The organism is Okeania sp. SIO2C9 (assembly GCF_010672455.1).
Taxonomy (GTDB): Bacteria; Cyanobacteriota; Cyanobacteriia; order Cyanobacteriales; family Microcoleaceae; genus Okeania.
In genome coordinates, this window is the sequence record NZ_JAAHGO010000003.1 from 304,800 (window position 1) to 317,490 (window position 12,691).

A 12,691-nucleotide genomic window follows, 5' to 3' on the forward strand; every position below is an offset into this window, starting at 1 on the left:
TATCTATGAATATAGAATTTATCAGAATTCAGTTAATTTGATTTTAGTTTTTTATATATTAACTCTTCTATGGTATACCGCATTTGATAATATTGCCTAGGTAATATAAAAGTTATAAACTCAAAAACATTTGATATTTTGCCATTAATACAAATTAACTTTAATCGCATAACTACTTACATTTCAAATTATATATGCTAGATATTGTTCATAGATTTTTTGTAAGCATTCAGCTATTAGCTGTCAGCTCTCAGCTCTTAATGAGGGGATTTTAATATATAGACTTTAAAGACAGCTTTTAGGCGTAAAACTTAATTCTCACTCAATTAGTAAAGCTTTGATCTAGAACTAAAAAAAGCAATAGCTGATGGCTGATAGCTGACGGCTGAATGCTTACGATTTTTTTTTTATATGTAGTTCTCCTTAATTATAAAAGATATATTTGGTGACTGCCATATTATACCAATTCAAAAAAACAATACCACAATAGTAAAGCTAAGAAGTAAATAACGAAGAATAAAAGAAAGAGAAATAATGAGATAAATATGTATAAATAAGATTTGTTCTGTCACCTCTATGGATACACTTTTAATTTGTTTTTTGTAGATTTGTTTTTGATAGTTAATCTTATACTCTGAAACAAATCATTTTTTTTGACTTTAAATTCCTCGTCAATGAAATTTGTTTATCATCACAAGTATTTTGATGAATTGTTAAATAAATATAGTTTATAGTCATAATCTTGAATTTAGTGAAAAACATCTCTCAAAATTTAAAATTCAACAAACTCTACTTATGAATATAGGAATCTGGGTCTTAGGAGACCAAATCAATATTAATCAAGCAGCTCTTCAAAGCTGTACTGAAAAAGATAACATTTTTGTGATTATGATTGAATCCTTAGAATATATCCAAGTTCGACCATATCATCAGCAAAAATTGGTATTAATTTGGTCAGCTATGCGTCATTTTGTTGTTGAGTTGCGTCAAGCAGGTTGGAAAGTGAAACACGCAATATCCACAGATTTTGAAACACCACTTAAACACTGGATCGAAACTAATCAAATTACTGAACTACGGGTAATGAAACCCAATGATAAACCTTTTCTTGAAGTCATTAAAAATCTTCAAGTTCCCTGCAGTATTAAAATAATTCCTAATAATTTGTTTATTTGGCATGAAACAGAATTTCAAGCATGGGCGAGAAAAAGAAAGCGCTTATTAATGGAAGATTTTTATCGAGAAGGACGTAAACGTTTGAAAATTTTAATGAATCAAAATAAACCTGTAGGAGAAAAATGGAATTTTGACAAAGAAAACCGCAAATACCCCAAAGGCAAATTAAATACACCAGAAACTTTATGGTTTAAACCAGATGAAATTACTAGAGAAGTTATTAATCAAGTTAAAGATTTGAACTTTACTAAATATGGAGAAATAGAGCCTTTTCGTTGGGCGGTAACTCGTCAACAAGCACTGCAAGTACTAGAAAATTTTATTCAATATAGCTTACCTAATTTTGGTGATTATCAAGATGCTATGGTAACAGGAGAAGAAACCTTATGGCATTCTCTACTTTCTCCATATATTAATCTTGGTTTGTTACATCCTTTAGAAGTAATTAAAAAAGTAGAGTCAGCTTATCACAATCAACAATTAAAACTAAATAGTGTAGAAGGTTTTATTCGGCAAGTTTTAGGTTGGCGAGAATATATGCGGGGTGTTTATCTTGTCATGGATGATGAATATTCTCAATCTAATTGGTTTAACCATAATCACCCACTTCCAGAGTTTTTCTGGGATGCTAATAAAACAGATATGAATTGTTTACATCAAGTTCTAATTCAAGTACAAAATACAGGTTATGCTCATCATATTCAGCGTTTAATGGTCTTGAGTAATTTTGCTTTGATTTCTGGTATTTCTCCTCAAGAGGTAGAAAATTGGTTTCATGCAGCATTTATTGATGCTTATGATTGGGTCATGCAAACTAATGTTCTGGGAATGGGATTATTTGCTGATGGAGGTATTCTGGCATCAAAACCTTATGCTGCTTCTGCAAATTACATCAACAAAATGAGCGATTATTGTAAAGACTGTACTTACGACTGGAAAGTTCGAGTTACATCACCTCAAGGCCAGGGCAATAATTCACTAGCTTGTCCATTTAATTATTTCTATTGGGATTTTCTGGCCAGGCATCGAGATAAACTTAAATCCCAGGGTCGTATGAACTTTGTTTTGGCTAACTTGGATAAAATGGATTCTGAGACATTAGACAATATTCGTCTAAAAGCAGAAAAATGGCATTCTCAAAAGACTTCTTGCTGAAGTCAGGGAATAGTTCAACAATTAATAATTAGGGTTTGCTGAAAAAGTCTTTTTGTTGAGGTAGGAGTCAGGAGACAGGAGACAGGAGACAGGAGACAGGAGACAGGAGAAATGGGAATGAGCGAAGGGGTAGGATTCAACAATTAATAATGAATAATGAATAATGAATAATGAATAATTACCTCTCCTTGAAAGAAGAGGATTGACAAAGAGATGAAAATTTTTCTTTATTATCCCCTTTTAAGGGGAAAAAAGCGGTCGTTTGCGCAGCATGACCTAGGATGGGATGGATGGGTTTCCTAACTATATCTATGAGACCAAGAGAAGAAATAATATTTCCCTATATTCAATTCCGTAACAGTTAAAACCCAAGGTAATTATCAATTATCCATTATCTATTAATGAACTGTTCCCTGTTCCCTGCTATATATGACTTTTGACTTTTGAAATTTGACCTTAGCAAAGAGTTCAGAATTCTTATTTTTTGCCATAATTTTCCACATAGATTCCACAGCATTTCCACAAGCAAGTTCAATGTTTTCCACAGATTAAACAGGTTTTTCCACAGACTTCAACGACATCATCATACTCTTACAAATGAATTGGGGATTTTGTTCAGTGGGTAGTAAACAGCTTCATATTAGCCAGTTTTTATAAAGTTTTATAACAAAAAGTGGCACGAAATACTGATTACTTCGTAAATCTTTTATTTTTTGAAAGTTTGCTGTAACATTTCTCTACATTGACAACCATACCCCCCCTTAGTACACAATAGTGCGACATTGGTAGTTCAAAGTCAGTGGTTTGTGGCCACAACTAAGGACTATGAAGAAGAAAAAATATAGAGAGAATCTTACTTAAACATGAACCTAAGCGTTAGTATTCTGGCCGAAATTCCTGAAGCACTCCATGAATCTCTTAAAACCTACTTAGAAACCCACCCTGACTGGGATCAAGACCGTGTATTTTCAGCCGCTTTGTCACTATTCTTGTTACAGAATGGAGATAGCAGTACACCAGAAACGTCCCTTTGTTATCGGCAAGCTGCTAGGGTTTACCTAGAAACTCTTTTCCAACATCATGATATAAGCAGCATTTAGTGGTGCATATATTGAACCTATCTTTAGTGCTGATACTAATGTATTCTAAATTACTAAATTGTTATATGGCTTAAGCTCTGCTTTAGAGTAGAGCTATTTCAAAGTTCGATACGGAGAATAATTTTGAAATACGAAGGTAATAGGAAGGTAATAGGGATGTAGAGTAGTAGGAAGATGAAATAAGTTTGTACTATTTTCAACTAATGCAAGTCTGAAACATTTTCCCACTACCTTAGTTAAATCAGAATTGAGCTAAAAGTATCACACTTTGAAACTAAAGTAGTTTAAATGACAAAGCTATGGTGAAATACTAAAACTTGAAACTATACTAGAACTAAATTTTTAGGAAAAAATGACTGAAGTTTTAGATGTCTTAGTTGTTGGCGCAGGTATTAGTGGGTTAAGTTTAGCCCATGCACTGACAAAATTAGGTAATAATTCGCCCTTAAAGATTTTAGTTGCTGAAAGCCAAAATCGAGTAGGGGGAAATATCACAACAGTTTCTTTAGGAGACTTTCTTTGGGAAGAAGGGCCGAATAGTTTTTCTCCCACACCGGATTTTTTAAAGTTGGCTGTAGATGTTGGCCTGAAGGAGGATTTAATCTTTGCCGATCGCAAACTGCCTCGCTATGTTTATTGGAATGGTCAATTATTACCAGTGCCAATGAGTCCAACAGCTATGCTACAGTCTAAATTACTGAGTGATGGTGGTAAGCTACGCGCCTTGGTTGGTGCTTTGGGTTTTGTATCACCTGCTATTGGCGATCTGTCAGAGCAAGGGGGAGAAGAAACTGTATCCCAATTTTTCCAGAGACATCTTGGTCCTGAAGTAATGCAGCGACTGGTGGAACCTTTCGTTTCTGGTGTTTATGCAGGAGACCCTAGTCAACTGAGTGCTACTGCTGCTTTTGCTAAAGTGGCTCGAATGGCTGACTTGGGTGGTGGACTTTTAGCTGGTGCTTTGCTGTCTGCTAAAAAAAATCGTAAGTTCAAGGTTGCTCCTGACCCTAATATTCCTAAGACTAAAACTGGAGAGTTGGGTTCTTTTCGAGGTGGTTTGGAGGCATTACCAAAAGCGATCGCCTCTTATTTAGGAGAAGCAGTTAAATTAAATTGGCATCTTACTAATATTCGTCAGACTGAACGACAAACTTATATAGCAGAATTTTCTACTCCTAATGGTCCTGAGCAAATAGAAACTCGTACTATTTCCCTTTCTACTCCTGCCAGTGTTTGTGCAGAATTATTCAAAACTTTGCAGCCTGAAATTGCTTCTATCTTCAATGAGTTTTATTATCCTACTGTTGCCTGTGTAGTCTTGGCATATCCTGTTACTTCTATCAAGGTTAAGACAGATGGCTTTGGTAATTTGATTCCTAGAGGTCAAGGTATCCGGACTCTTGGTACTATTTGGTCTTCTACTTTATTTTCTGGTAGGACACCTCCAGGATGGCAAATTTTTACTAATTTTATTGGGGGTGCAACAGACCCGGAAATTGCTCAGTTAGATAGTGAAGCGATAGTGCAACAGGTACATCAAGATCTTTGTCAAACTCTGTTAAAACAGGATGCTGAACAACCAAAAGTTCTTGCGGTGCATTTATGGTCTCGTGCTATTCCTCAATATAATTTAGGCCATAATTCTAGATTGGAGGGTATTAATAATGGCTTAAAATCTTTGCCTGGTCTATATCTGTGCAGTAATTATATTGGTGGTATAGCTTTGGGAGATTGTGTTCGCCGTGGCACAGAAGTAGCGACTGAGATTTATCAAGGTTTGCAGACTTGATATTCTAGAGTTTGGTAGTCCTGTATAGTAATGGTGAATGGCGGCTGAAATGCTTGCTATACCGTTACCGAAAAAATTACAATGCACCACTACCTAGAGTTTTAATTTCGATGAAACTAGTTCTTTGCTTCGACTGCTATAATCCTAATTTTTTCTGTTTGTAAATACTAGAATTGAATGATTATTTTATTTATATATAACCAGAAGTAAAAAGGAAGAAACAAAGGAAGAAATATATTACGTTGTCTGAGTTTTAAACTTTTGATGGAAAAGCGCGTGGTTCGTTTTGATGGTGGGTTCATAGATGCGGAGTGACTTCCCTGACAAAATTCTCTATCATTTACTGAATCGCTGATTCAATGGTTGAGGGATGATAAGGAAACCTTGGCATCCCTCACACCCTTACCTCTGGTGAAATTATTTGTTCAAATCTATCTTTTTCCTTGACAATATTCCACTGATTCTAGAACTATGTATGTATAACTATCAAAATCAAACATCAAGCTTATAGCCAATACCTCTAACAGTTTTGATCTTGGGAGGATTTTCATTATTATTCTCTAGTTTTTTGCGTATTTGGCCAATATGCACGTCAACGACTCGCTCATCTCCCATATATTCATAATCCCAGACTTCTTGGATTAAATCTGATCGCTTCCAAGCACGGCCAGGTTTACCTGCTAGGCAGTGTAATATATCAAATTCCAAGGCCGTCAAAGCAATTAATTCTCCATTAACTTTAACCTCTCTACTGTGAGGGTCAATTGTCAGATTTCCTAATTGTAGACCTTCTGGCTGTGAGTTGGAAACTAATCTTTGACGTTTTAATATGGCTCCGACACGAGCGCCTAATTCTACTAAACCAAAAGGTTTTGTGATGTAATCATCTGCACCCTCTTTAAAACCGTGTAATTTACTATCCTCATCTGCAAGACTTGTTAGCATTAGCACAAATACATTTGTATTACTTTGCATTTTTTTGCAAAGTTGAAAGCCTGTTGTATCAGGCAAGTTTACATCTAACACTACTAGGTCTGGTGAAAATTTATTGAACAATTCTAGAGCTGTTTTACCATCTCCAGCAGACTCTACTTGATAGTTTTGTTGGCTCAAATACCGATGAATTAAAGTTCGGATGGCTGGGTCGTCATCAACCGCAAGGATCTTTACAGGGGCCATGACATAAATATCAGGATAAACTAAGTACGATATAACTAAATTGCTGTTTTCAATTAAGAATTAGCAATATTTTCAAAAAAAGTGGAAAGGTTGTTCTATATTTCAAACTAAAGCATGGTTTTGATGATTGCTTATTATTGACATCCTCCCGACGCTGCTCTACGAGAAAGCGCAGGATTCCTAACCATCGCGCTATTAGGTCTTTCTGCTTCAATGCACCAGCCTCCAAGGTCGAGCCTCTTTTCGGTCTTACGGTCGCTCCACAGACTGACACTGCTAGCCCAGCAGCCAAATTTTAACTCTAACATACTATTGACATGCGCCTCAAAATTGATTGGTTTTTCCTCCGGAATGCGCTCGCATTCATGCCCTAGCTCCCCTTCGGGAGAGCGCGGGTCTTCAACCAACGTTGAGATAAACAATCAGTTACACCCTAAATTAGTAAATTAGTTTATTATACTCATTTATTTAATCTAATCAAGAACAAAATTAAACATTTTTTCTTTAGACAATTTTTTTTAGATATATTTTCGAGAAGTTAAAATTTGGTTAATAGTTAGTTATTAACTATAGTAATAGCATAACTCAACTACTTATACCTATAACTAGATATATCTATACTATTCTATCATAGTGACTGTAGTTTACTTAAACAAAGTCTCAATTAGAGTTGAGCACAACGAGAACTAATCTGTAGATTTCATCCCTATACAATAATAATACTATAATTTATGTCTTTTGGGTTACAACATAGTTAAAATTTTAGGTAACAAATGGCTAGGAATCTTGGCAAGAGCTAAATTTTGCCTTTGTATTCCATACTTATTGTAAAATGTACGAATAGTTCTGACAATATGATTCACAGTAGTTTCCTTTCCTTGTACTGCGTCAATATTAGTTTGTTGCCAACGAGTATAAGCCAGTAAGTGATAATCCAAAGCTGATTCTAAATTACTCATTTGACTATCTTTGTCTGATGTGATTTTGGCTTCTATAACTATTTGATAATAAGCAAGTCCAATATTATTATAAGTGGCCAATAAATCAAAAGTAAGCTGAGAAGGAGAAAAATGTTGAGCTATACTAACTGCTTGGGAATAAGCAGCGATCGCTTGATGGAAAAGTTGACTCCGTATTTGATGTTCCTCAAACTGGTTGGCCAAATGCCAATAAGTAGTACCTAAGTTATTTTTTGTCGCAGCACAAGCAAGGGGAGCAATTTCTGGGGTTCGATATTTTAAAGCTTCTAAATAAGCATCAACGGCTTTTAACATCAAAGTTTCTGATGGCTGTTGCTGAAATTGAGCTAAATTCCAATAAGCTATGCCCAAGTTATTTTGAATCATGGCATAGTTGAGAGGTTCAATTTCTGGTGTAAAGTAATCAATAGCTTCACCATAAGCTGAAATTGCTCCTTGCAAATGGGCAACTGCTTGAGTATGTTGAGCCAAATTCCAATAAGCTGCCCCTAAATTATTTAGAGTTGAAGCATAATCTTGAGTATAAGTAACTGTATCTAAGTACAAGATTGCTTCTTGATAGGCCATAACTGATTTTTCCCAATTTTTTTCTGCTTCTTGATAATTAGCTAAATCTCCGTAAGCTAGACCTAAGTTTTTTTGCAATCTGGCATAAGTCTCTTCCTGAGATTGGTTAATCTCACCTATTGCCATTTGATATAAAATAATACTTCGCTCTAAATAAACTAATGAATCAGATTTACTAGATTTGATTTGACGAGATAACATCCAGTAAAGAGTGGCAAGATCGTTAAAAATGTCAAGAACGGGAATTTGGGATGGAGAAAATTGGCTCTTATATCCTGCTTCTTGAAATGTCCACTCAATTACCATTTCATAAGCACGAATGGCAATAATTAGACTTTGTTCTGATATTTCTCCTGCTAGGACGCGATCGCGATGAAAGTCCCCTAAAGCTTGATAAGCTATGGCTAGTTCTGGAGATGGATATTTGGACTTGTTTAAATCTTGAATCTGTTTGAGTATTTGAAACTGTTGTTTTTCTAGGGATGTTTTTTCTTCACCAGACTTTCTAGAAATTTCTGACCATACTAAGTTTGCTAGTTCAACTAATTCCCACTGTGGCAGTGGGATATTCTCCCGGTCTTGGTCAAGACCAATGGACAATTCTGGTAATTTTTGTGGAGCGGGGGGGAGAAGATGAACTGTGAGATTTTTTGATTCAATATCAATAGTAGTGTAAGACTTTTGTTCTAATGCCATTAATGGTCTTACAGTATTGATGGAAGGTGGGCTAATTTTTGGAGATAAGAAAGATTGTGAGTTTTGTTTATTTGGCAATGATGATTTCTTTTTTCTAGGAGCTATGGGGGTGGGGTCTCCTTCAAATTCAAATATTCCTGTGTGCCAATGCCAAAATTCTGGGGCGGACTTTTTGATAGTATTGAGCCAAGGTCGGTTAATCCAAAGTAATATAGTGGATTCTAGGGTAGATAGATTTGTTTCTATTTTTTTCAGATTACTAATAAATGATCGTTGAACTATTGAAGGTTGTTTGGTTAAGCTTTCTACTCCAATAATTTGAAATCCTAATATTTGATATTCTTGTGTTTTTTGATATTCTGGATTTTCGGTAAACCATTGATTAATTTGAGTTACTGGATTAGGATTATGTAGATTTAAGTTGAGAGTAACAAATAGAATATTTTTATTGTTATTTTGCGTTTTTTCTGTGTAGTCAATAGTACTGGTTAAATCTACTTCTAGGTTTTCAACTAGGTTGTTTCTTAGTTGTTGATTATCGCATACGGCTATAAAAATTTGGCGACGTAGATTTAATGATAGAGCTTGTTTTAAGCGTTGATAGATTTGCCAGTTCAATTGAGAAATTGTTGTGGACCCAATGTCTATCACAGTTTTATTAGGGGGGTAAGTTTTAGGTGGTAGGAGTTCAAAAATTATTAATTATTAATTATTAATTATTAATTATTAATTATTACCTCTCCTTAAAAAGAAGAGGATTGACTCAAAGGAACATTTTTTCTTGTTTCTCCTTTAAAGGAGAGGCTTTAAATCTTAATTATTCGGTAAGTTTTAGGTGGTAGGTGTTAGACATTATAGCAGTGGAAGCAAAGGGCGCGGACATATCAAAAGTTTAAAACTCAGACAACCCAAGATTGTTCCTTCTCTCCTAGATAACTAAAGCCTTCTTTCTTCTTTCTTCTTCCTTCTGCTATATACCAATTTTATCTGATGTGGCACAGAATTATGAAATTTATTAACTTGTCTATCTCGATCTACACTCAACTCTGATTAGTATATTGTTCTATGCAACTTCATTATGAATTTGATATTAATTATATAATTATAAAATATGAATAATCAGAGATTATTAAGTATGAAGGAAAGAAGATAATAAATCTGGTTTAAATTTTAAATTTCTATTGATTAGAGGTTATTAATAGACATCTCCAGAAAAGAGGCAGTAGGCAGTAGGGAACCCACCCCTAACCCCTCCCAGGAGGGGAAATAATTGATAATTTCTGTGTGATAATTTATTTTCTTTTTTATTATCGGAGATGTCTAATGGATAAGTCAAAGCCAAAAAAATATTTTTCTGAGTTTAGCGAACCCAAAATTTATTAAGTGTTCAATAACTTTCCATGCTTTTATTATCTATCTTTTCTTTTTTGTTTTTAGATAAAATCGGGTTTAATTGGAGTGATATGGTTTCCTTTACTATCATTAAGTACCTAAACAAAATTACTTACCTATTCTAATTCTATGAGATCTTGAAAATTCCAATAATTCAGCTTATATAATAGATGTGTAATTAATTTTGTGTACCTGCTTATTACTGTTTTTTAGCCCTACAACGATGGAAAACTTCTACAATATGAAATCTTTTTCCTTCAAGATTTAACAATACTGATACTACAGTATTTAATATTACTCAATTAACAGCTTTTTATAACTATACCTTGATTATCATTGATGCTAAATTTTTCAACTTCCTCAAGCTAAGTCAGGAATAATTTTTCTGGGAAGTTCTACCAATTTGAAAAAATAATGTTACAAATAATTTGAGTATTTTAAGGACTTTGCTCATGATTTTGAGAAAAATCAAGCCTAATTATCAGAATTTTTGTAATACTTATCTCTTCTAACCAAAAAAATCTTCATTAATGGATAATGGATAATTGATAATTGATAATTACCTCTGGTTAAAACCGTTATTGATTGAATATAAGGAAATATTATTTCTTTTCTTGGTCGATTGGATATGGCGAGGAGACCTCGCCATCCCACCCTACGGGAAGCTCCGAAGATCGACCGCTGTCTTGGTCGATTGGATATGGCGAGGAGACCTCGCCATCCCTCGACCGCTTTTTTTCCCTTAAAAGGGGGGGGCTTTAAACCATAATTATTTAATTATTAATTATTAATTATTAATTATTAATTATTAATTATTCGGTAAGCATTCCGTAGGAAATGCTTACAAAAAATCAGGTATCAAACCTCCCTTTTTAAGGTTATAAAAAGTGGTCGTTACCAGAGATATTCTGCATTCTTCGGGTTTCTTCGCTATATCGAATTAACCAAGAGAAAAGAAAATTATGCATCTTCTCGTCTCGCTATTGTAGAAGCTACTGTTAACTTAATTGACCCCTAGTTTATTAAAATAAAAACCAGACTCTTGAAAATTCAAGAACCTGGTCGAGTCTTTAAATAATTTTTACTTAAAGTTTAAGCAGAAACAGAAAAAGCAACAAATACTAAACTACCTACTAATACAGCTCCTAGAGTTCCTAAAACTAGATAGTTCATTTGTTGTTTTTGATCTGGAGCGTCCGCTTGATACATTTTTGGCTCTGCAGCAAAATTATTTAGACGTCCACCTTCTTCTGTTGTATATGGCATGATTTAAGATCCTTTATTTTTTTTTTATCTTTACCTATCTTAACATAGATTTGGCGAATATAGGAAATTATTACTAGCTTTGAGCCGAATTAATTCTTCCAGTCAATGGTGAAGAGGCGATCGCATAATCTTTTTTGGGTATCCTTCCTGCTAAATAAGCCAAACGTCCTGCTTCTGTCGCCATTTCCATTGCTTTGGCCATTAATGATGGATTTTTCGCTAGAGCGATCGCTGAATTAATTAGTAAGGCATCTGCTCCCATTTCCATTGCTTGAGTTGCTTCACTGGGAGTACCAATTCCTGCATCGACTACCACGGGAACCTTAATATTGTCAATAATTATTTGAATATTAGCTGCATTTTGGATTCCCTGGCCAGAACCTATAGGGGAACCGAGAGGCATAACTGTGACACAACCAGCTTCTTCAAGTCTTTTGGCTAATAGTGGGTCAGCATTTATATAGGGTAAAACCGCAAAACCCTCTTTTATTAATTGTTCTGCTGCCTGTAGTGTACCGATAGGGTCTGGGAGTAAATACTTAGGATCCGGAATAACTTCCAGCTTGACAAAATTATTATCTTCTTGACCCAATAATTTAGCCATTTCTCGTCCCAGTCTGGCAACTCTCACAGCATCTTCAGCAGTTTGACAACCTGCGGTATTTGGCAACATCCAGATTTTTGTCCAGTCTATAGCTTCTGCCAAACCTTCGTGACCAGGAGCTTGAGTTTGTACCCGTCGTACTGCCACAGTTACTATTTCACATCCACTAGCTTCTATACTTTGCTGCATTTTTTCTATGCTGGGATATTTGCCTGTACCTGTCATTAGACGGGAGTTAAATTTTTTACCTGCGATAATTAGAGGTTGTTCTGGAGTTTGTGTAGTTAGTTTTTCTACTGTCTGCATTGTTTAATTTTGATATGTACAACTATTGTAAATTTTTTATTTCAATCCCAGTTTTTATGTTTATCGGAAGCTACAGAAGATGAAGATATTTCTGGTATTGCTTCTGGGGAAAGTTCCTGAATACTCAGTTGCGCAGCGGAACGGATGTTCTATCGTTTCTGAGCAAGGAATTTTAGTTGAATAAAAAGTCATGCGTAGGGGCGAACGACCCCTTATAGTCTTTATAATATCACAAAAATTGTGAGAATCCAGCCAAAAATCATTTTACGCCCTGATTTTTTTCGGAGCTTCACAGAATGAAAAAGTTAGTTATTTTCCACGCTAGGAGGTTTATAGATGGAAAGATTAGATGATAGGAAAAGCCAACGGATGTTCTATCGTCTATGAGTAAGGCGTCTATGAGCAAGGAATTTTAGTTGAATAAAAAGTCATACGTAGGGGCGAACGACCCCTTATAGTCTTTATAGTATCACAAAAATTG

The 12,691-nt window shown here is 34.9% G+C and carries 7 protein-coding genes; 3 read left to right on the plus strand and 4 right to left on the minus strand.

The window, feature by feature from the left end:
* Positions 1-795: 795 nt before the first annotated feature.
* The 3 genes from F6K23_RS03605 to hemG all read left to right on the plus strand — a co-directional run bounded on the left by F6K23_RS03605 (position 796) and on the right by hemG (position 5,220).
* Positions 796-2,331, plus strand: coding sequence for a cryptochrome/photolyase family protein (locus tag F6K23_RS03605; protein WP_293150659.1), 1,536 nt, complete (start codon positions 796-798; stop codon positions 2,329-2,331).
* 863 nt (positions 2,332-3,194) lie between these two features.
* Positions 3,195-3,431 carry a DUF2811 domain-containing protein gene (locus F6K23_RS03610; RefSeq protein WP_287273163.1) on the plus strand — a complete coding sequence of 79 codons (237 nt, stop codon included), beginning with the start codon at positions 3,195-3,197 and terminating at the stop codon, positions 3,429-3,431.
* Positions 3,432-3,783: 352 nt separating this feature from the next.
* A complete protein-coding gene (gene hemG, locus F6K23_RS03615; protein WP_293150664.1) occupies positions 3,784-5,220 on the plus strand; it encodes a protoporphyrinogen oxidase in 1,437 nt (478 codons plus the stop codon).
* Between the two features lie 492 nt (positions 5,221-5,712).
* Here hemG and F6K23_RS03620 read toward each other — a convergent pair whose 3' ends face one another.
* The 4 genes from F6K23_RS03620 to F6K23_RS03635 all read right to left on the minus strand — a co-directional run bounded on the left by F6K23_RS03620 (position 5,713) and on the right by F6K23_RS03635 (position 12,210).
* Complete coding sequence (locus tag F6K23_RS03620; protein ID WP_293150667.1) at positions 5,713-6,399, minus strand: response regulator transcription factor; 687 nt, start codon at positions 6,397-6,399, stop codon at positions 5,713-5,715.
* A gap of 743 nt (positions 6,400-7,142) precedes the next feature.
* Complete coding sequence (locus F6K23_RS03625) at positions 7,143-9,260, minus strand: tetratricopeptide repeat protein (protein ID WP_293150670.1); 2,118 nt, start codon at positions 9,258-9,260, stop codon at positions 7,143-7,145.
* Positions 9,261-11,126: 1,866 nt separating this feature from the next.
* Complete coding sequence (gene psb34 / locus F6K23_RS03630; protein ID WP_124145780.1) at positions 11,127-11,300, minus strand: photosystem II assembly protein Psb34; 174 nt, start codon at positions 11,298-11,300, stop codon at positions 11,127-11,129.
* A gap of 73 nt (positions 11,301-11,373) precedes the next feature.
* The gene (locus F6K23_RS03635; RefSeq protein WP_293150673.1) at positions 11,374-12,210 is read right to left on the minus strand and encodes a thiazole synthase; all 837 of its coding nucleotides are present in this window, start codon (positions 12,208-12,210) and stop codon (positions 11,374-11,376) included.
* Positions 12,211-12,691: the final 481 nt, after the last annotated feature.

Excerpts from the sequence above, each read along its gene's own strand:
- F6K23_RS03605 (WP_293150659.1), top strand. The coding sequence starts at position 796 with ATGAATATAGGAATCTGGGTCTTAGGAGACCAAATCAATATTAATCAA.
- F6K23_RS03610 (WP_287273163.1), top strand. The coding sequence starts at position 3,195 with ATGAACCTAAGCGTTAGTATTCTGGCCGAAATTCCTGAAGCACTCCAT.
- hemG (WP_293150664.1), top strand. The coding sequence starts at position 3,784 with ATGACTGAAGTTTTAGATGTCTTAGTTGTTGGCGCAGGTATTAGTGGG.
- F6K23_RS03620 (WP_293150667.1), bottom strand. The coding sequence starts at position 6,399 with ATGGCCCCTGTAAAGATCCTTGCGGTTGATGACGACCCAGCCATCCGA.
- psb34 (WP_124145780.1), bottom strand. The coding sequence starts at position 11,300 with ATGCCATATACAACAGAAGAAGGTGGACGTCTAAATAATTTTGCTGCA.
- F6K23_RS03635 (WP_293150673.1), bottom strand. The coding sequence starts at position 12,210 with ATGCAGACAGTAGAAAAACTAACTACACAAACTCCAGAACAACCTCTA.